The organism is Pseudomonas sp. LB3P25 (assembly GCF_054897985.1).
Genome location: NZ_CM142711.1, coordinates 5,568,883 through 5,589,679 on the forward strand (window position 1 = coordinate 5,568,883; position 20,797 = coordinate 5,589,679).

The 20,797-nt window shown below is 56.3% G+C and carries 12 protein-coding genes; 5 read left to right on the forward strand and 7 right to left on the reverse strand.

The window, feature by feature from the left end; all coding sequences use genetic code 11:
• Nucleotides 1–22: 22 nt before the first annotated feature.
• The 3 genes from ACYZTW_RS25590 (at nucleotide 23) to ACYZTW_RS25600 (ending at nucleotide 2,097) form a co-directional block, all read left to right on the forward strand.
• Nucleotides 23–211 carry a hypothetical protein gene (locus ACYZTW_RS25590; RefSeq protein WP_017337097.1) on the forward strand — a complete coding sequence of 63 codons (189 nt, stop codon included), beginning with the start codon at nucleotides 23–25 and terminating at the stop codon, nucleotides 209–211.
• A 218-nt stretch (nucleotides 212–429) separates the two neighbouring features.
• On the forward strand, nucleotides 430–1,146 hold the full coding sequence (locus ACYZTW_RS25595; RefSeq protein ID WP_462002304.1) for a TorF family putative porin: 717 nt from the start codon (nucleotides 430–432) through the stop codon (nucleotides 1,144–1,146).
• An 81-nt stretch (nucleotides 1,147–1,227) separates the two neighbouring features.
• On the forward strand, nucleotides 1,228–2,097 hold the full coding sequence (locus ACYZTW_RS25600; RefSeq protein WP_462002305.1) for a DUF6279 family lipoprotein: 870 nt from the start codon (nucleotides 1,228–1,230) through the stop codon (nucleotides 2,095–2,097).
• A 125-nt stretch (nucleotides 2,098–2,222) separates the two neighbouring features.
• Here ACYZTW_RS25600 and ACYZTW_RS25605 read toward each other — a convergent pair whose 3' ends face one another.
• Nucleotides 2,223–2,615, reverse strand: coding sequence for a transcriptional regulator (locus ACYZTW_RS25605; protein WP_462002306.1), 393 nt, complete (start codon nucleotides 2,613–2,615; stop codon nucleotides 2,223–2,225).
• 176 nt (nucleotides 2,616–2,791) lie between these two features.
• On the opposite strand from ACYZTW_RS25605, the gene ACYZTW_RS25610 reads away from it, so the two are divergent.
• The gene (locus ACYZTW_RS25610; RefSeq protein WP_462002307.1) at nucleotides 2,792–3,526 is read left to right on the forward strand and encodes a DUF899 domain-containing protein; all 735 of its coding nucleotides are present in this window, start codon (nucleotides 2,792–2,794) and stop codon (nucleotides 3,524–3,526) included.
• 332 nt (nucleotides 3,527–3,858) lie between these two features.
• Nucleotides 3,859–4,131, forward strand: a complete 273-nt coding sequence (locus tag ACYZTW_RS25615) for a hypothetical protein (protein ID WP_008076699.1) — start codon at nucleotides 3,859–3,861, stop codon at nucleotides 4,129–4,131.
• 60 nt (nucleotides 4,132–4,191) lie between these two features.
• On the opposite strand, the gene ACYZTW_RS25620 is transcribed toward ACYZTW_RS25615, so the two are convergent.
• From ACYZTW_RS25620 to ACYZTW_RS25645, 6 genes are all read right to left on the reverse strand, one after another.
• Nucleotides 4,192–4,752, reverse strand: coding sequence for a hypothetical protein (locus ACYZTW_RS25620; protein ID WP_462002308.1), 561 nt, complete (start codon nucleotides 4,750–4,752; stop codon nucleotides 4,192–4,194).
• 507 nt (nucleotides 4,753–5,259) lie between these two features.
• Nucleotides 5,260–5,496, reverse strand: coding sequence for a hypothetical protein (locus ACYZTW_RS25625; RefSeq protein ID WP_462002309.1), 237 nt, complete (start codon nucleotides 5,494–5,496; stop codon nucleotides 5,260–5,262).
• 164 nt (nucleotides 5,497–5,660) lie between these two features.
• Entirely contained in the window at nucleotides 5,661–5,903 is a 243-nt protein-coding gene (locus ACYZTW_RS25630; protein ID WP_462002310.1) for a hypothetical protein, read from the reverse strand.
• 199 nt (nucleotides 5,904–6,102) lie between these two features.
• Nucleotides 6,103–6,417, reverse strand: coding sequence for a hypothetical protein (locus ACYZTW_RS25635; protein WP_462002311.1), 315 nt, complete (start codon nucleotides 6,415–6,417; stop codon nucleotides 6,103–6,105).
• 1,222 nt (nucleotides 6,418–7,639) lie between these two features.
• Nucleotides 7,640–7,885: an Imm74 family immunity protein gene (locus tag ACYZTW_RS25640; protein WP_462002312.1), complete on the reverse strand. Its 246-nt coding sequence runs from the start codon at nucleotides 7,883–7,885 to the stop codon at nucleotides 7,640–7,642.
• On the reverse strand, nucleotides 7,882–20,784 hold the full coding sequence (locus ACYZTW_RS25645; protein WP_462002313.1) for a two-partner secretion domain-containing protein: 12,903 nt from the start codon (nucleotides 20,782–20,784) through the stop codon (nucleotides 7,882–7,884). The genes ACYZTW_RS25640 and ACYZTW_RS25645 overlap by 4 nt, the downstream gene beginning before the upstream one ends.
• Between the last annotated feature and the right edge of the window lie 13 nt (nucleotides 20,785–20,797).

Consider the following 20,797-nt stretch of genomic DNA (forward strand, 5'->3'; position numbering starts at 1 on the left):
CAAGTTAATTTTCTATAGGTTAATGGCCGCCATGCGTGTAAAAGCATCCAACAGCAAAGCAAAGCCAGCTCCAGCCGTTGAAACCAGCGAATCGATCAACAACCAGATTGCTGCGTTCCTCAAGTCCGGCGGCGAGATCCAGCAAATTGCCAAAGGCGTCAGCGGCCAGACGTTCGGCCCGTCCAAGCAGATCACCCTGGGCAAGAAGTAACTTCCCCAAGATCCGCCGCGTCACCTGGTCCCTAAGCGCTTTGAGCTTCGAAGCGCTTGGACTGGAACCTCCTCGCAACACCCCGCCAAACACATCAATATTTCAAAAATAGACGAACGGCCCTCGATGCCGAGCATTCGCCGGTATGCTTGCACACGTCTAGATCAAGCGTTTCAGTAGGTTTTTAGTGCCTGCACCTCGCTGTCATGGAGTGACGCATGCTCAAACCCTCCTATCTATTGCTCGGCACCCTGCTGTCGTGCTCGATCGCCAATGCGCAAACCTTTCAGCGTGAACTGGGCGACTTCGATCTCAAACTCGGCACCACCCCCAGCCGCAGCATGGCCCAAGGGCTGGTCAAACCTTCCAGCACCGGCTCGTTCCACGGTGGTCTCGACCTGAGTCACGACAGCGGTTTTTACGTGGGCCAATGGGCACCGAGCATGGGTTTAACGCCAGGGGCTAACCTTGAAGTCGACTCCTACATGGGCTTTAAACAGCCTTTCGATAATACCCTCGGGTACGAAGTCGGAATGATCCGTTACAGCTATCCGAAAGTGGACACCCTCGACAGCCAAGAGCTTTTCGGTGGCCTGACCTTTCTGGGCAGCCGTTTTGGCGCAGCGTTCAGCAACGACCCGGACAAACAGAACAGCACCGTGTTCGCCGACCTGGGTGGCAATCAGCCGTTCGGCATCGGGATCAGCATGAAATACACCACCCACCAGCTCAACACGCCGGTGTCCGTCGACGGTGGGTATGTAGGCAGTTTCACCGACTGGTCCGTGCAACTTTCCCGTCCGTTCATGGGCGTCGACCTGGACCTGATCTACAGTGACTCTAGCTTGAGTGGCAACAGCTGCTCCGCCTATTCCGGGCACAACAGCCAATGCGACGGGCTACTCACCCTCAAGGCCGAACGCGCCTTTTATTGATCGGCTGAACTGCGAGGTTCATCCTGCGTTCACATAGAGAAGCCCATTAAAAAAAGCCAGGCCTTCGCAAAGGATTCGCCCATGTCGCGCTGGTTGAAGTGTCTCGCCGTCGTTATCACCCTCAGTCTCGCCCTCGGTGCGTGCAGCCGCGTGGGCCTGGCCTATCGCAACCTCGACGTGATTATTCCGTGGACGCTCAGCGACTACCTGGACATGAACGGCGAGCAGAAAGGCTGGTTCAACGAGCGCCTCAAGGAACACCTGAGCTGGCACTGCACCACGCAACTGCCGGGCTACCTCGATTGGCTGGATCGCCTGCAGGTCATGGTCGAGACCAATCAGGTCACCGACGCTGCGCTGCAAGCCCGCGTCCAGGAAGCCAAACAGGCCATCGCCCAAACCGCCCGGGAAATCACCCCGTCGGCCATTGAGCTGTTACAGGGGCTGGATGACCAGCAAGTCGCGGAGATGAACGACGCCTTCGCCAAGGACCAGCGCAAACGCCAGGAGCAATACCTCAAGCCCTCTCTCGATCAACAGGTCAAGGCGCGCAGCCAGCGTATGGAAAAACGCCTGAATGACTGGCTCGGCCCGCTCAGCGCAACCCAGCAGCTACGCGTTGTCGCGTGGTCCAACGCCTTGGGTGACCAGAATACGCAATGGATCGCCAACCGCGCCCATTGGCAGAAACAGTTCAGTGCGGCGGTTGCGCAGCGCCAGAGTCCAGAATTCCCACAGCGCATCGAGACGCTTCTGGTGAATCGAGAGAGTTTGTGGACGTCCGCTTATCGCCAGGCCTACGCCAGCACCGAAGCCCAGGCACGGGGGCTATTTGTGGATTTGATGGCCGAAAGCACGCCAGAACAACGCCAGCGGTTGCTGAAGAAAATAGAAGGGGTGCGCAAGGACTTCAATGATTTGAAGTGCCTGAAGGCGACAAAGCAGAGCTAAGCTCTACACAAATCCAATGTGGGAGCGAGCCTGCTCGCGATTGCGGTGTATCAGTAAACAATGATGTTACTGGTGTACCGCAATCGCGAGCAGGCTCGCTCCCACAATGGGTTAGGGGCTGATCGTCAGGCAATCTGCGCCTTCGACGCCACCCCATCAAACGTCACCTCATCCAGCGCATCGTCCTGCTCATCCAACACCTGCCGCGGATGGTCATTTCCCGGGATGCTGCTGTCGATCAGGCTCAATAAACTCGAGCCCCGAGGCGTCAAAATGTAGTTTGAACCATTGCCACCTTGATCCTCAGGCCGAGGCTCAATATAGCCGCGCGCCAACAGTAACTTTTCGTACTCACCGGCCACCGCTTTCAGGTGATCCAGGTTCTCAATCGTCTCGCCCTTCGCCGCTTTTTCCGCCGCGTACTGCTCGGCGTAGGGCCGTGGTGTGAAGCTGTGGCCGGCGCTGTTCTGCACCTCGTGCAGCAAGCGTTCAATCAAATCCCAGTTATAAGTCGTCATCCTGATCAACCTCCAATACCCGCGAGTGAAATGGCCTTCATTGGTTGTGACCGGCGCGGTTCGTAGCCGTTCAGCCGAGGTTTTTGCCTGTACCGACCGGCGGCATGTCGAATTGGCCGTAGGCCAAACGACTAGGCTGTGTAAGTCACCTCCCCGCATCCCGCAGGAGAATCCCAATGAACATTCAGAATCATCCCGTCGTCTCCCGAGAAGAATGGCTCGCCGCCCGCAAGCAACACCTGGCCCACGAAAAAGCCTTCACCAAAGAACGAGACAAACTCAGCGCCGAACGCCGCGCCCTGCCCTGGGTGAAAATCGACAAGAGCTATCGCTTTCAGGGTCCGAATGGCGAACTGAAACTGGCGGACCTGTTCGGCGACCGTAGCCAGTTGGTCATCTACCACTTCATGTTTGGCAAAGGCTGGGATGAGGGTTGTTCCGGCTGCTCGTTCCTGTCCGACCACATCGACGGCGCCAACCAACACCTGGCCCATCATGACGTCGCCGTGGTAGCGGTTTCCCACGCACCGTTCGCCGAATTCCAGGCCTTCAAACGACGCATGGGCTGGAAATTCGACTGGGTGTCGTCAGAAGGTTGCGACTTCAACTACGACTTCGGCGTCTCGGCCCGAGCAGAAGACGTCACCGCCGGTAAAGCCACCTACAACTACGAAAAATCCGACGGCGCCGAAGAAGAACTCCCCGGCCTCAGCGTGTTTTATCGCAATGAAGCGGGCGAGATTTTCCACACCTATTCCACCTATGCCCGAGGTTTGGACATGTTGGTTGGGGCCTATAACTACCTCGACCTGACGCCCAAGGGCCGTAATGAAGAGGAAATCATGGAGTGGGTAAGGCTTCACGATAAGTATGACGACAAGGCCCCGGCCAGCTGCTGCCATGAGGGATAGAGCATCTGCCGAACACCCTATCCCCAAACACCGCAAATCCACTGTGGGAGCGAGCTTGCTCGCGATGACTGACAAACATTCAACACTGATATTGGCTGATACACCGCTATCGCGAGCAAGCTCGCTCCCACAGGTGTCGGCAGTGTTTAGTCATTAGCAATTTGCCAGGCGACTGTCCGACCGCATCAGGACATTTCCCCTACATCAAGTTCAGAACCGGCGCTCTGTACCGCTGGGTGGCTGATCCTTATAGTCAAACCGTCGCCCAAAAGGCGACCGGGTTTGGCGACCTGATCACAGAGAGTCCTCATCAATGACAAGAGGCTCCACCCATGGATAGATACATGCCCCTCACCGGAATCGACCTGATCCCGGCCTCCCTGCTAATCGACACCCAAGCTCCACTCGACGTCCTGCAAGCCATGGCCGATTACCGCATCCGCACCGTCACCCAAGTGCTGGAAAACATCGCCTTTCGCGCAGAAATCGGCTGCGACACGGTCGTGCTATCCGACTTCTCAAAATTGCTCGCCATCCCGTTGCGTGATGGCTGTGATTTGATGGATGTAATCGGTCGGCGGTTGCGGGCGCAGGCTGCGGAGTGAATGAAAACGGGCGACCTGTAGGTCGCCCGTTTCATGTTGTGAGCAATAGACAAATCCCTTTCACACCGCAGGTACGCTCGTCACGGGAATACGCTGCTGAGGCTGGGTGACATCGTAAACATGCTGCTCACAGCGCTCACCCACAAACTGGAACTCCACCAGATAGACCTTGCTTCGTTCTGGTGTAAAGGTGCTTTTCAGCGGACCGCAACTATAGGCCCCCCCAGCGCCCCTGCCATTCGAATATCCCGACACCTCGAAAGGCTTGTCGGCATCGGCCTGTACTTCCAACTGCGGGAAGCGTTTAACCGTGGCGCTGTTGGCCACTTCGTTGAGTTTGGCGATCCAGCCGAACACCTTGCCCTGGCCGGAATCCACCACGGTTCCAAGTACCTCCAATCGTTGGTCAGGATCTGCCGCACGCCTGACCGAAAACTCTACTGGAAATGTATAACCCGACGCTTTCATGATGACCTTGGCGTGCTGCGCATCCACTGTTACCGTGTTCTGGCGCAGCTGGATACCGTCTTTCAGCAGACTGGGGGAAGAGTCCCTGACGTTGGAATGGCAGCCTGGTAATGTGAGAATCAGGGTCAGTGTCAGTAGTGTGTTTTTTTTCACGTCTGGATGTCCTTATTAAGCGTATGTCGGGTGTAGAAAACGAAAAACGGACAGATTTATTTTCTAGCTACCATACAAGCCAAACAAATAAATCGGCGGCGGGCTCAACCGGTCGATGCAACGTACACTTTTCTTCCCCTACAAATAACCTGCGCTCTTCAACATTGCCAACAACTCAGCGTTTAGTGACTCATCACTAATTCCTCCAGTTTTCCCTGGCCCACTCCAATGCCAAACAAGCTGCATAGCCAAACTATCCACCCCGATAAACTCCTCATGAAAAATCTCACTAAGACGTATATTACCAACGGTAGGATCGGCCTCTATCAAGGCCCTAAAAATCTGGCACGGTAACTCACCATCGAGAATACCCTCAAGCATTAACCCACCATTACAAAATATCAAAATAAGGACCAAGAAAGTCGGCAACCTAAAAACAGGATAGATTTATTTTTTGGCCGCCGCATAGCCAAACAAATAAATCAGCCCTTTCTCTTCATTTTTTCCTCAAGAAGCCCACTGAGTTTTTTCAGGAAAATTTCCATTTTTCCAAAGACGAATTAGCTTCATAGCAGTTCTTTTCGACCATTCCCCATTTACATCCAGAGGACACTCTTTCAACACATGAATAGTTTCATCCTTTTTTCCCAGCCGCATTATCCCAACCTCCAAATTCCGGCCGAATGTGCACTCAACATACTCTTCAGTTTCTACAACCTTATCCATCTCTATATAAAATGCCATATCTATCCCTTTCAGCTACCTAGTGGACGAGGGTATCGGATCGGTATTTTTGTCATGAGCAAAATGGGAAAAGACCACATTTTTCCACGACATAGAAAACCGCACTCTGTACCCGTTTACTATAATAAATCGTCCACTTTTTATTTTTTCTGCGCAAAGTCTAACTAATGCGATCTGTGCAGACCAAGCCACTTACAAAACGTTTCATAAACATAGTTATAAGCTTGCTCTTCGGTGTCTAGCACTGCAAGTTGATCCGGAAGATCACGCTCCACGTAATAAACCTTCCATTTGCCACTCTCCAAAACGACACACATACAATCGCCGCGACGAATCTCCCCCAAAGAGTAGCTATTACTATTAACGCCTATTGCATAAAGACCAGATAACAATTCTTGTCTTTTCACTTTTAAAATCCTGTTAACAAAGAGACGAATTTATTTTCTGGCCCCTGCATCAAAACAAATGAATTCGCCACTTTTATCCCATTCAGACTATACCTTTTTTCCTGCTTCCATTACGCCTTCCTGAAAATAGATCAGAAGGTGCAACCTTTATTCAGGACGGGACACCAAACAAACAGATCCGCTCTTTTTCGCTCACTTACTACCCTAACAACAGGGTGCCTACTGCATCTATTGAAATCTCATCTAATTGTAGCGACAATAAATTAGCCAACGAATAGCCCATCTTTTCAAATATCTGCTCATTTGAAGAAACATCTCCAAAGGCTGCATAGCATATCTCAATCAGTCCAGGACCAACGTCCAAACCATCAGAAAAAGCGCGTTTAAAGCCTGCAACTGAAGCATTGGCGTACATGGTAGGCAAACCAACATTAATTGTTTCGAAATCACTAATTAAAGAATCCTGGCACACCTTACTAGCACAAGCCTGCCTTGTGACTTTAATACTAATCATGGAACCGCCATACGACGGAAAGTAATGCAAACCCAATAAGCCATATATTGTACGCCCCCCCTCTAGGGAGCATAATCTCAAGAACCAAGGAGCGTTCCACGGAATTATTAAATCGATCATTTGAAAAAGATAAAACACTTTCTTCAACGTCGAAAACACCGCAGAAAGCCACATGAGGCTCGTTACACCAAATCCGAAGCTCTCCTAATTGTCCAACGCAACCACTCATCATTACTGACGACTCCAAAACTTCAACCAATTTTGATTAAAAGAGCCAGGCTCAATAGCGTTGATTGCATTAATAACATCTGGATGATAAACACTATACGGAGACACCTGATACTTATTCAGGGACAAAGGGGACGGATTTATTTTCTGGAGTCCCGTCCCTATCTGGTCCTGAAACAGGTGTACACCTATTTCAGGATAAAACACCTCTCGCACCCACACTAATAAATCCGTCCCCTTTTTGCTACTGGTTAGAGCCTGCCCCGTCCACGTATACCTTTACACCCAATAAACCTCTATGCTACATGAGCCTCCTCTTGGATCCTTCTGAGAGGTTATAGACCCCCATGTAAACTCATAAGCCACCACAACTTCATTTTTTATCTGAGGCTCACCAAGCAGGCTCTTCAGTAAATCGTCATGTTTTTTCTTGAGCTCTTCGAGGTCACGCCAATTTTCATTCACCAATGCGAAACCGAACATTTTCAGACTATCTAATAAAAAAGTTAAAAGTCACATTAACCTCATGACCCAGAATAAAATGAAGCCGACTGGATCGCAGCACCCAACCATTGCCCATATCGATCTCATGATCAAATTTCACTCCCTGATCACTAACGGCAACTGCTGAGAAATCTTGCTTAATCAATATGCAATCATCAAGGTAAATGTATCCGTCTTTTAGATCTTGTAATTTTGACATAGCACTATCTCTTAGATGGAATTAAATATAACGATACTAAGACATTTTCGAAATATTGAATAAACATTTGACCGACCCCACCTACCCCGAATTGTGGGTTTGCCAAGATAGTTCCAGCACCGACTACTACATCGCTATTAACTAAGTCACACCGCTATGCCATTCGGGACAAATTTATTTAATCACCAAACCAAGCAAGCAAGCAAGCAAGCAAGCAAGCAAGCAAGCAAGCAATAAATCAATCCACCCCTCACTACTAACGCCACTTTTAACTTCATCTTTTGCAGCTTATTAGCTCTCAACCTCCAAGGTATGCCCCCCCTTGGAGAAATCAGCCTGGATATCATCAATAACCATATTGATATCATCCGCAGTCAAAATCTGATTTCTGTCAGGAGCATCCCAAAACTTCAAAGACCCCCTGTACAATACAAAACCAATTTTATCGTTACCAGGAAAGAACATCTCACCTTGAGCAGTCGCAACTCTATCTCCAATTTTCACTTGGATATACCCTCGAGAAATCTCAAGAATCATATATCTCCCCTTACGAAAACAACTTTCTCTCTCATTGTTACAGGATCAATAGCAATGATCTTATCTACGTTAGGGTTTTTTATCAACGCAGGTAACTCTGCTGTTTCCCAAACATTTCCAGGTCGCAAACTCTGTCCGATTACTGCACGCACCGTACCAGATACTCCACTTGCATACTCAGCAGAGATGTCTTGCCATGCCTTCACAACAGCCGGATTTGTTGCATCCCATGCAGGCATTTGTATACCACGTTGAGCCATCAATGCTTCGAGGGTTGTCCCTCCTTGTTGCATTGCAATCTGCTGGGCTATATCTGCACCACCAACCCCTTCCGTTCGGCCAGACCAAAAAAACGCCTCACTTGGATTAGTCGATACGCCTCTTGCAGCATCCGCAGCCGCGTTCTTCGCGGCCTCCCTCCTCGCCAGCCCCGCCAAAACAGTATCGAAAACGACCTTACCGCTTCGAAGCCCTGTCAGCGAAAGGATCGCATCATCAATAATGCTGACCGACAGCACGCCTTTGCCCGCCAATGCAGACAATCGCTCAGCGGCGTCCGCCACGCCGGAATCGTAAGTCGAGATATTCGATAACTCATTTGAATACTGACTTGTCTGGGTTGGGCCAAATTGCCTCCACTGCTCATAGACGGCACCGGGGCCATAGATCCCTGCAGCATTGAACAAGGTGGAGTCGTTGAATTGTCCCTTGGTGGCATTGAACGCGTATACCGGCGCGCCATTAGCTATGATCTGCCGACCATCGCTCCAGGTCAGCGGGATTTTCTGTGCCGATAACTGGGCGACTGCTTCATATGCAACTCCCATGTCTCGAACGAAGGCGGCAGATTCAGGATCATCACCAATGGCTTGCTTCATAAGACTTGTCAAACGCGCCAAGTCGACGGCATCCACTTCGGCGCCGCTAGCGATCAGCAGCAGATCTTCCCAACGAGCGCTCGACTCCGGTTGTCCTTGCGTCTTCTCAAGGTCCTCAGCCTTTTTCTTCAGCAGTGGAATTTCCTGCTGCTTGTGCAACTGGCGGTTAAACATGTCAACGCCGGCCGCACTGCTCACTGCAGTAATCGCACCGGATGTGCCACCAGCTGATCCCGCCATCGCCCCCAGGCCGGACGCGATCAACGTGCCCAAGGAATCCTGCTGGGCTTCCGTCAATTCGCTATTGCGTAGCGCATTAGCAATAGTTGGCATCAGGGCCGCGGAGGCCCCCGCTCCCAATGCGCCGCTTACGGCACTACCGCTCGACAATCCCATCGCTGCGCCAGCCAATGCATGCAGCATTACTCGTGCAGCCCCGCCTTCGGCCCATGCCGCTCGAGTTACGCTGTCGGTGGCGTCGTGTGATTGCTTGTTGGCGTAATCCCCAATTTTTTTGAAGGTATCGCTTGAGGTGGTGTTGGCGACGATACCGATTGCGGTAGTACCGCCAACCTCTCCCAGACCCACAGCGATCAAGCCAGCTGCAACGTCGGCCATGATTCGTTTGTCACCACCAACACCCCAACTGTTGTAATCATCAATAGCAGCCTGTCGTTCCTTCTCAGTCGTCGCTGAATTGACTTTGGCGCTGGCCGCTTGCTGCTGGGCCTCAGCTATTTTGTTGATGATGTTTTTCGCCAGCGTGACCGTGCTCTGTATAAGGTCTATGCGCTCCTGAATCGCTTTTTCATCAGGCCTATCCAGCGTCTGATTGGCGTTTGCGGTATCGCGATTCAGCCCAACCAGATCATTCGCACCCGCGGCGTTGCGCACGATGATGGTGCCTTCGCTGACGGCACTGCGGGTGCTGCTGTGGTCCGAATCGCTCAGCGACAGCGGAACGCTGCCGCCCACACTTGAGCCGGCATTGCTGCCATAGGAGGCCGAAAAGCCTGCCGACTGGGCACTGATCTCGCTGGTGTTTTTAATGTCGCTGACGATCAGACGATCAGTGCTGAGCAGGTTCTTGTCGGCAGACGCCTCACTGGCAATCACCGCACCTTGCAAGGTGGTGTTTTTACCGACGGTGATGTCGTAACCGCCCTTGCCGGCGAACAGACCGCTCTGGTCTGTTATAGCCTTGTACTCGCTGTTCATGTTGCCAGCGGCCAGGCTTCCAGACACGGCCACGGGAGAACCGTAGCAGAACGGCGGAATACAGATGCTGCCACCGAAACCGGCACTGCCCTGCTTGCTCTTCTGGGTCTCGGTGTCCTGGCGCGAGATGATGTTGAGGTTGCCGTCAATCAACGCGTTGATGCTGTCGGCCCGTACCTGCGCGCCAGCCAGGGTGGTGTCCTGCCCACTGTGCAGGGAGAGAGAGCCGGTATCCAGGGTGGTGTTGACTTGGGTAACGGAACTACCAGTCCCCATGCTCTTGGCGATGGAGGCTCCCAGATCGAGGGTGAACCCGTTCTGCTCGCCTAAGTTGAAGCTGGCGCCAATGGCGGTTTTGTTGTTGCTGTTGTTGTTGGCCCAGTTGGCGGTGTTTTGCGCGCTTTCCAGGGTGACGTTGTTTTTGGCCAGCAATACGGTGTCGGCGGCTTTCAAGCTGCTGCCAATCACATGAATATCACCCGCCGTTCCCGGCGCACCGCCATCGGCGATGATCAGCAAGCCTTTGCCAGCATTGAGCGTGCTTTGCTTGGCAGTCTGGCTGGTGTACTCGCTGGTGCTTTTGCTGTGGGTATTCGCCAGTTCGGTGCCAATCTTGATCAGGGAACCGTTACTGGCAGAGCCTTGTTTGTTGCCATAATCCGAGCCCGCGCCATCGGCGTCGCCGCCCATACCTCCCAGATCGTTGAACGCCATTGCCGCTTGAGCCAGCTTCACCGCTTTGAGTCGGGGGTCGTCCGCGTTATTGGCCACTTTTACTGAACTGCGAATCGTATTGACCGTATCAACGATCACGCCGCCAACGACTCGTCCCACCGCCAAACTGCTGCTCTTGTCGGTACTGCTCTGGCTCGCGCTTTCCATGCCGGCAGCGATGGTCACCTTGGAACCGATCAGGCTCATGTTCTTGGTGCTGACGAGGTCGCTGGCGATCACGCTCAGTTCACGGCCACTGGTGAGGCTGACGTTCCCTTCGCTGGAGCCAATGGTGCTGCCGGTCAAAGTGGTTTGCGCGGACTTACCGGTATGGTTCTGTCTGCTGACCGACAGGTGCTGGTTGCCGGTGATGTCATCGACGCCAAGGTTATTGGCCGTCAGTACGCCGCTCAGATCACGATTTTTTTCCTTATGGAATTCGTCGCGAGTGAAGGTGTTTTCTGCCGCATTGATGGTCAGGTCGCGACCAGCCTGTACGGTCAGATCCTGGGTGCTGACCAGAGATGAACCGGTGATCGTGACATCACGCTTGGCCGCCACACTCACGGTGTTACCCGAGATCACGCTTCCGACAGCAGTGGTTTGCGTCTCGGAAACCTGATCCTTGACCTTGCTCGACTTCAAGCCACCCCAACTGCTTTTACTGGAGCTGCTCTCATGGCGGGCACTGTTCGAATCAGTGACCGCAACGATCTGCACGTCATTGCCAGCCACCAGTTGCACACCGCCTTTATCGGCCGCGATTTCGCTGCCTTTTATCAGCATGTCATTGCCGGCCAACAGCGTACTGTTACCACCGGAGGTCACTGCGCTGGCGATGTTGGTGGTGCTGGCCACCTCATCGAGTCGACTCTTCTTGCCCGAGGAGCTTTTCTTGGTTTTGCTGTAGAAGCTGTAATCGCTGTCTTCTGCACTCTGGAGCGTCAGGTTATTGGCCGCAAACAAATAGGCCTCATCCCCCGCACTCACCCGGCTGGCAATCAGCTCCAGATCCTTGCCCGCGCTGAGGGTAATGTTGCCCCCCGCATTGACCGTCGTAGACACCTGACTGACATGATCCTCCTGGCTGGTAACTTTCTTACTCTTGCCGTACGAGTGCTGTTCATCCGCCGCCGAGGCCAGGGTCAAGTCGCCGATGGCGCTCATGGTCACATCGCGTTTGGCGTCGATCTGGCTGGCAATGACGGTGATATCCCGTCCGGCATTGACCTTCAGGTCCTGCCCTACATCAATGTCTGAGCCATATTGGGTAATGGTCTGATCACGATGCAGACCCCGCTCGCCGCTGACGATCTGTTCGGCTGAAGTGAGGTTGACGTCACGACCGGCAGTGATGGTGGTATCTGCACCGCTTTTCAGCACCCCGCCAACGTTGTTGATATCGCGTCCGGCGTTGAGGGTGAGCGAGTTTCCGGCTTCGATGCGGGCGGCGTTGTCAACGAAGTCGGTGCGTTCGTTGCGATAGCCGCTGCCGCTTTCGTGGGTGGTGACGGTGCGTTCGTTGATCACGTCGCCCCGGGTGGCGGTCAGCGTGACGTCACGGCCGGCGATGATGCCGCCGGCCTTGTTGACTATGTTGTTGCCGGCTTTCAGGTCGAGGCGATTGCCGGCTTCCACCAGGCCGCTATTGACCAGATCGTTGGTGGCGGTGGCCGACAGGTTGTTGGAGGCGCGCAAGGTGCCAGCGTTGTTCAGGTCCTTGCCGGCAATCAGGGTGACGTCGCTGCCCTGGATCAGGGCGCCGTTGGCGGCCAGGCGGTTGTTGGCGTTGGCCAGGTACACCACCGGCACCAGCACTTGCTCGCCGTTCACTTCGGCGTTTTCCATCCAGACAATGTCGTGGGTCAGCGCCGCGACTTGCTCTGAGGTCAGGCTGACGCCCAGCGACAGGTTGAGCGCTGTTTTGCTGGCGATGGCGTTGTTCATCAGGTATTTGAACAAGCCTTCGTCGCTGGTCTGGCCATCGATAAATCGCTGACCGGTACGAGCCACTACCGCTTGCTGGATCAGGCGTTGTTCATAAAGGCCATCGCCCAGGCGCTTGGCACTTTGGTCGGGGTCGTAGCCCAGGTTCGACAACAGGTAATCCGAACTCATGAACTGCTTGAGGTTGGTGAGTACCGGATTGGTTTCGATCAGGTATTTCTGGGGCTTGGACTGGCCGCTGCTGGCCGGCAAGCCTTGGACACGATTGACGGTAAAGGCTGTGGAACGACCCGGCAGTGCCGAGCCGGTTGAATTGGCAGTCGGTGTGCTGACGTCGATCGCGCTGGCACCGACGCCCACGTTCAACGCCTGATGATCCGCCGGGTTCAGGTCAACGCTGCTGGCCGAGGCCTGCGTGTTGCTGCCCAGTAGAATGTTCCGTGGCTGGACGCTGGGCAGCGGTTGCTCACGCTGGGTCGTGCTGACGCTGCCGCCGCCCATGGTCCAGCTTTGCGGGCCGGTGGCCACTGGAGTGCTGCTGTCTTGTCCGCTCAGGCGGAACAAACCGTTTTGCCCGTTGGGCAGGCTGAAGCCAGGCAAGGTCAGCGGGTTGACTTGCTGCTGGGCCAGGTTGGGCGGCAATTGTTGATTGACGGTGATACGCGTGGAGAACTGGCTGCCCGCAGCACCGGTGCCCGTGCGAGGACCACTGCCCACGTAGGTGTAGCCAGGGCGTACGACACTGTTATCGATGTTGTTCTGGGCGTTGATGTTGACCGCACCGGCGGCCTGGATAATGGCGGCATAGCTCTGATCGCCGGTGGCCAACTGGGTGACCTGGCGGAACTCGGGCATCTCGACTTCGGTGGTGCCGATGAAGTCGGCCATTGCCGCTTCCAGGCCGGTAAGGTGGTTGGCGTCATAACCGCTGCTGGCAAACCAGTACTGCTCCGTGAAGTCGTGAGCGGCGTTGAGCCAGGAACTGGCGTTGGTGGTGCGTTCGCTGCGGTACACCCGCACCGTTTCGGTATCGTTGGTCTCTACGCCCGTGTTGGTCAGGTTGTTCAGCGTGGCGGTGAGGTTGCCGCTGGTGGCGATGGTGCTGCTCTGGTTGAACAGGTCGCCGCCGTTGATGTTCAGATTACCGCCAGCGGTGATGCTGGACGCCGCACTGGCGGCGGTCACTTCCAGTTTTTCACGCTGGGTGATTTCCCAGGTATGAGTTTCCTTGCCACCGCCGCAGTCATTGTTGTATCCCGGCCGGTTGCACGCGCCCTCATCAATCCTGGCGGTGTAGATACCGCCATTACTGATGGTCAACAGCGCACGGATGTTTTGTATCGTGCTCGCCGCCAGGCTCATGCTGCCGTCGCTTTGAATCGACGCCGAACTGTTGACAATGCTGTCGGCCTGGGCGCCTTGCCCATTACGGTCAATCGTGAGATTGCCCAGGCTGTAGATGTTGGCGTAGCTGTTGTTCAGCGCATTGACCCGCAGGCTCATGTCGCCGCCGCTGAAGATCAGCCCGCGATCATTGACCAGCGAGCCGGTGGTCACGGTCAGCGCTTGACCGCTGCCCAGCGTCCCCAGGTTGTTGATACCACCAGCGTTCACCGTCAGGTTGGTGGCCGAGGTCAGCCGACCAGCGTTGTTCAGTTGGCCACCCACCGACACGGTGGTGTCACCACCACCGGCAATGCTGGAAGCTGCGTTGAGATTCAGTTGCGCAACGCTCAGACGGAGCGTCCCGAGGCTGCTGACCCGGCCGTTGCCCGAATACGTGCCGCCGAGGTTAAGGCCCAGGCTGCCATCACTCGCTATCAACCCTTCGTTGAACCAGTTGACACCGGTACCGACGAGGCTGGTGGAGGCGAGCAGTTGGCCGCTGGCCGTCTGGCTGAAATTGTTGACGTTGACGTTCAGGCGTCCGGCCTGGATGACGTTGCTGTTGCTCCAGCTGTCGGCGTTGAGGGTCAAGCCGCCACGGGTGACGATGGTGCCGCCGGCGCCAGTGACGTTGGCGGTGGAAATGTCGAAGGTGCCGTTGCCCACATGCAGCAAACTTCCGCCGCCGTTGAGGAAGCCGCCCACCGCCATGGTCAGGTCGGAGTTGGCGCTTTCCAGCGTGCCGTTGCGGTTATCGAACAGGCCGCCGATCTGGAAGTTGGTTTTGCCACTGGTGCCAAGTGCACGCAGTTGACCGGTCTGGTTATCGAGGCTGGCCGCCTTGATCGATAAGGTGCTGTCGCTCTCGATGATGCCCAGACGGTTGTTCAACGCGCCGCTGAGGTTGAGGTCGATCTGTTGACCGGCGATCTGGCCGTCATTGTCGCCGCTGTTGTCAAAGTTGTTGCCGGTGACGTTGACCTTGCCTTTGGCATAGAGGCCGCCGTTGCGGTTATCGAAGTTGCCGGTGGCGATGATCGCGTCGCCGCTTTGTGCAGCGATACGCCCGCCATAGTTGTCGATGCCGGCCAGAGCGGTGAGGTTCAGGCGCTCGGCCTGGGTGATGCCGCTCCGGCGGTTGTTGTTCAGGTCATAGCCGTTTTTCAGCACTCCGGTCAGGTTGGCCGTGAACGCTGCTTTCAGGCTGGCGAGTATGCCGCCGCGGTTATCGAGGTTGGTGGCATTGATGGACAGGTCACCGTCCTTGGCAACGATCCGGCCGCTCTGGTTGTCGATATCGCCGCCGATGGTGAGGTTCAAAGCTCCCTGGCTTTGCAGGGTGCCCTTGGCGTTGGCGAGGCTGGCGGCCTGAATTTTGAGGTCGCCATTCTGGCTGTAGATCTGGCCGTCGGCGCTGTTCTGCACCGTACCGCCCGTGGTGATGGTCAGTAGATCATTGGCCGCGATGGTGCCGAGATTGCGGTTGTCCAGGCCACCGGTGAGCAGGGTCATCAAGCCTTGGCTGGCAAGTTGGCCGCCCTGATTATTGATTTGCGTGGCGCGTTGCACCCGCAGCGGGCCGGCGCTGGCCAGTTTGCCGTTGGTGTTGGTCAGGGCACCGAGAAGGTCCAGGGTCACGGCACCGTTGCCTATCAGGTTACCGCCGGTGTTATCCAGTGTGGTGCCAGTGAAACTGAGGTCCTGTTTTGCGTTGACGGTGCCGCCGACGTTACCCAGGGTCATCGCCTGCATGACCAGGGTTGCGCCGCTGTCGATCAAACCGCCTTGGGCGTTGTTGAGCAGACCGCTGAGGGTCAGGGCCTGGGCGCCGCCACTGGAGAGGATGCCGCCGTTGCTGTTGTCCAGGCTTGCCGCGTTGACGCTCAGGGTTTTCTGGCTGACCAGCGCACCTTCGCCGCTGTTGAGAATGGCACCGCTGACGGTGACGGCCACATCGCTGTCGTGACTCGACAGCGTGCCTTTGTTGCGGTTGTCCAGGCTGTTACTGGTGAGGCTCAGGCCTTGCCAGCCGGAAAACAGACCACCTTGGTTGACCACTGTGTCGGCGTTGACCGTCAGCAGGTTGTTGCTGATCAGTTTGCCGGAGCTGTTATCGAGGGCACGAGCACTCAGGTCGAGGCTTTGGCTGCTGGAGATTTCGCCGTTCCGGTTGTTCAGGTCACGCAGGTGCTGGATGCTCAGCAAGCCGGCGGTGGTGATCAGGCCAGCTCTGTTGTTCAGGTCCCCGGTGGCTGCTCCGAAATCGATGGCAATGGCGCTGCCCAGCAAAGAACCGTTCTGGTTATTCAGGCCGCTGCTGTTGATCGTCAGCCCGGTGGTGGCGTTGATCAGCCCCTGGCTCTGATTATTCAATAGCCCGTCGAGGTTGAGGTCGAGATTGGCATGACTGGTCAGCGTGCCGCCGCTGTTGTCCAGGCTGACGGCTTTGACGTCGAGTGCCGCGGCGGCGATCAGGCCTTTGAGGTTGGTCAGTGCCTGATCGATGCGCAGGGTCAGATTCTGATTGCTCAGCAGTTTGCCATTGCTGTTGTCCAGGCTGCTTGCGGCGAGCGTGAAGGCCTCGGCGCTGGAGATTTCGCCGCCATCGTTGTTGATGTCGGTGAGGTTCTTGAGCATCAGCAATGGCGCGCTGATCAGGCCATTCTGGTTGTTCATCTGACCCTTGTTCAGATCCAGCACCAGGGACGTGTTGCTGAAAATTTGCCCACCTTGCTGATCAAGGCCGGTGACGCTGGCAGTCAGCACACCGACACTGGCGATGCGACCGCCGTCCTGGTTAGTCAGTTGGGTGGCCGTCAGGTCCAGGCTGGCCCCGCTGTTCAATCGACCGCTGTGGCTGTTATCCAGTGCGCCGGTGTTGACGACCACTGCGCCCTTGCCGCTGATGCTGCCGTTGTTGCGGTTATCCAGGCTGTCGCTTTTGAGTGTGATGCCAGCGTCAGTCACGATTTCGCCGCCCTGATTGAGCACGGCGCCGGTGGTGGACAACGTCAGCGGCCCGGCAGCGGAAACGCTGCCCAAGGTGTTGGTCAGGCTGGCGGCCATGACCCCGAGCGTCCCTTCAGCACTGAGCAGGCCCTGGCTGTTATTCAGGTCACCTGTGAGATCGAGCAACAGGTTTTTCTGACTCAACACAGAGCCGTCACTGTTGTCGAGATCGCGACCGGTCAGTGTCAGATCGGCCTTGCCCGAGAGCAGGCCCTTGGCGCGGTTGATCACCTGATCAACTGTCAGCGCCAGTGCGCCTTCGGCGAATACCTGGCCGCCATCGCTGTTGTCCAGACGGTTGCCCACCAGGGTCACATCTGACTTGCTCGACAATTCGCCACCGCGGTTGTCGACCGATTCGACGTTCAGTTGCAGGGCGTTGGTCGCACCGACCAGGCCGCCAAACCGGTTATCGAGGCTGATGCCCGTCAGGGTGAGCCCACCGGTTGCGATCAACTGACCGCCCTGGTTGTTCAGGGTCGCGACGCTGGCTGTGACATCGGTTTTGCCGGCGATCTGGCCACGAGTGTTGTCCAGACTATCGGCGCTGATGTGCACGTCACTGTCAGCGATGAACGTGCCGTCCCGATTGACGACCTCACCGTCCACCGTCACCCCGAGGGTGCCGCGACTGCTGATCAAGCCGCCGTTGTTATCCAGACGAGCGCTGTGCACCTCCAGGGTCTGCGCGGCAATCAGGCCCTTGAGGCTGGCGAGCAGTTGGTCGATGCGCAGCGTCAAAGCCTGATTACTGATCAACTTACCGTTGCTGTTATCCAGGTTCTGCGCGGTCAGAGTGAAGGCTTGGGCGCTGGAGATTTCACCGTTCTGGTTGTTGACGTCCTTGAGGTTTTTCAACATCAGCAACGGCGCGTTGATCAGCCCGTTCTGGTTGTTCAGTTGGCCGTGATTCAAGTCCAGGCTCAGGGCGGTTTTGCTGAACAGCTGACCGCCCTGCTGATCGAAACCGGTGACACTGGCAGTCAGGGTCTTATCGCTGGCGATTCGGCTGGCAACACCGTTGCTGACGTGGGTCGCGGTCAGATCAAGCGTATCGCCGCTGATCAATTGGCCGCCCTGAGTGTTGTCGAACGTACCGGTCGTGACCGTGGTCGCGTTTTTGCCGCTGATCAGGCCGTTCTGGCTGTTGTTCAGGTTTGCGCTTTTGAGGATCAGGCCGCTGTCGGTGGTGATCGAACCGCCCTGATTGTTCAGCGCTCCCGTTGTCGTCAGCGCCAGCGCGCCGGCGCTCGACAAGCTGCCGCGGGTGCTGTCGAGGCTGGCCGCATTGATCGTCAAAGTGCCTTCACTGCTGATCAGGCCTTCGATGTTGCTCAAGGCTTGGTCGAGGCGGATATCCAACCCAAGCTGAGTGACAAGACTGCCACCGCTGTTGTCCAGGCTCTGGCCCGCTACCGTCGTGGCGCCCTTGCCGAACAACAGCCCCTGGGTCTGGTTGATGATCTGCGCCACCTTCAGGCCCAGTTCGGTGCCGGCCAGAATCTTGCCGTTGTCACTGTTGTTCAGGCTTTGGCCTTCGATGGCCACATCAACGGCGCTGGAGATTTCGCCGCCGCGATTGTCCACCTCATCGACGTTGAGTTTCAGCGCTTTTGTCGCGCCTACCAGTCCGCCGTTGCGGTTATCGAGCCCTTTGCCATTGAGGGTCAACATCCCTTGGGCGACCAGTTCGCCACCCTGGTTGGTGAACTGCGCAACCTTGGCCGTCAGATCGGTTTTGCTGGAGATACGGCCACTGCTGTTATCGACGCTGGCGGCCTCCAGGCGCACTGGCCCCGCCGCGCTGAGCAAACCGCCGCGGTTATCCAGATGAGTGCCGTTGAAGTTGATGGCCGCCTGGCTGTTGAGCAGACCTTGCTGACGGTTATCGAGTTGTCCGACGGTCAGTTGCAGGTCTTTGCCAGCGCGTACTTTGCCGGTGCGGTTGTCCAGCGAATCGCTGCGCAGGGTCAGCCGATCCTTGCCGGTCAGGCTGCCATTGCGGTTGTCGAGGCTGCCGGTCTGAAGGTCGACCACGCCTTTGGCGCTCAGGTCGCCATTCTGGTTGTCGAACAGGCTATTGATGTGCGCGGTGAGACTGCCATCGCTGACCAGGCTGCCATCATGGCTGTTATCCAGGCTGGCGGCGCTGATGCCCACGCTCTGGCCGGAACCCAGCACACCGTTCTGGTTATTCAGGGCGCCAATCAAACCGATGTTCAGGGCAACGTCACCGGTCACTTGGCCGTCACTGTTGTCCAGCGTCGTGGCGGTGATAGTAGTGTTGCCTGCACTGGAGACTTCGCCATCGTGGTTGTTCAGGTGACCGAGATTCGCCGTGAGACTGCCATTGCTGGTGATCACCCCTTTGGTGTTGAGCACCTGCGTGGCTTTCAGCTCCAGAGCGCCGCTGCCGAGCACCCGGCCGGTGTTCCGGTTGTCCAGGGTAGTGGCAGTGATGCTGGTTTTTTGCTGCCCGCTTAAGGTGCCGCCCTGGTTATTCAACGTCTGCGCGGTATTGACCGTCAGGCTGCGGCTGGCGATAACGCTTTTGCCAGTGTTGGTGAGGTTCTGCGCACTCAGGCTCACATCGCCGTTGGCGTTGCGGCTGGTGTCGGCGTTGACCCCGGCTTCAATGATGCCGTTGTTGGTCAGTACACCGCCGGCGCTAAGGGTGATGCTGTCCCGGGCCGCGAGGGTTTGCTGGTTGGTCAGGTTGCCCTGGGTTTGTACGTTGACGGCGGTGCCGGCGTAGACCGGGCCGCTAGCATCAAAGCTGGCCGCTTTGACGTTCACCGCGCCCGCCGCAGAAGTCTGCGCAAGGCTCAGATGACCGTTGGCATCGAGCTGGATATCTCCACCACTAGCCGCCAGGTTGCCGTCGAGCTTCACCCCGACGCCGGCTTCGGTACCCACCAGTTTGATCGCCCCGGCGTACATCCCGCCCAGTGCCGACGAGTCGATGGCCAGTTGCGGTTTGGCGCTGCCATCATCGGCGCGGGCGGTGGCGCTGAGGCTGTCGGCGTTGACGTCGTTACGACCAGCAACAATCGTCAGGTTCTTCGCTTGAATCTCGGCATTGATCTTCGCGCTGCGGGTGATGATTTCGAAGCTGTCGACGTTGTTGGCATTCAACCCGGCACCTTCGATGGAGACGCTGCCCTGATCCACCTGAAAGCGGTCCAGTCGACCGTTGTCCAGCACTGGCTTGCCGGTGGTCAACGTCACGCGCGGGGTGTTGATGAAACCGCAACCGTTGCAGCTGATGCCGTAAGGGTTGGCGACGATCACGCGGGCCGACTGCCCCGCCACTTCGGTGTAACCGCGCAACTGGCTCGGGCTGCCGCCGATCACTTCGTTGAGGATGGTCTGCGCGGCGACCCGGTTGGTGAGGTTGGGGTTGCCGACGATGATGCCGCCCAGTTGTGTCGCACCAGTCTGCGCGGCGACGTTGTTGAGGATCACACCTTGGGTGCCGACGTTGTAATCGTGAAACTGGTTATGCGAAAGCCCGGTGCCATTCGGCATGGCGATATTGACGATCGGCACGCCGTTGCCCGCCTGACCCAGACTGGTGCCCGGCGTGGCCACAACGATCCCCTCGGCCTGCGCCCACATCGGTTGCCAGAACATCACATTCGCCAACAGGAACGCCAATCCGCGCTTGGGCATGCCCCAGAAATACTCGCGGGTTTTCACAGCAGCAGAAGGCTGACGGCTCAGGAAGGCGAATTGGCGGGCGTCCATGTCAAAAGTCTCG

Excerpts from the sequence above, each read along its gene's own strand:
- ACYZTW_RS25590 (WP_017337097.1), top strand. The coding sequence starts at position 23 with ATGGCCGCCATGCGTGTAAAAGCATCCAACAGCAAAGCAAAGCCAGCT.
- ACYZTW_RS25595 (WP_462002304.1), top strand. The coding sequence starts at position 430 with ATGCTCAAACCCTCCTATCTATTGCTCGGCACCCTGCTGTCGTGCTCG.
- ACYZTW_RS25600 (WP_462002305.1), top strand. The coding sequence starts at position 1,228 with ATGTCGCGCTGGTTGAAGTGTCTCGCCGTCGTTATCACCCTCAGTCTC.
- ACYZTW_RS25605 (WP_462002306.1), bottom strand. The coding sequence starts at position 2,615 with ATGACGACTTATAACTGGGATTTGATTGAACGCTTGCTGCACGAGGTG.
- ACYZTW_RS25610 (WP_462002307.1), top strand. The coding sequence starts at position 2,792 with ATGAACATTCAGAATCATCCCGTCGTCTCCCGAGAAGAATGGCTCGCC.
- ACYZTW_RS25615 (WP_008076699.1), top strand. The coding sequence starts at position 3,859 with ATGGATAGATACATGCCCCTCACCGGAATCGACCTGATCCCGGCCTCC.
- ACYZTW_RS25625 (WP_462002309.1), bottom strand. The coding sequence starts at position 5,496 with ATGGCATTTTATATAGAGATGGATAAGGTTGTAGAAACTGAAGAGTAT.
- ACYZTW_RS25635 (WP_462002311.1), bottom strand. The coding sequence starts at position 6,417 with ATGATTAGTATTAAAGTCACAAGGCAGGCTTGTGCTAGTAAGGTGTGC.
- ACYZTW_RS25640 (WP_462002312.1), bottom strand. The coding sequence starts at position 7,885 with ATGATTCTTGAGATTTCTCGAGGGTATATCCAAGTGAAAATTGGAGAT.
- ACYZTW_RS25645 (WP_462002313.1), bottom strand. The coding sequence starts at position 20,784 with ATGGACGCCCGCCAATTCGCCTTCCTGAGCCGTCAGCCTTCTGCTGCT.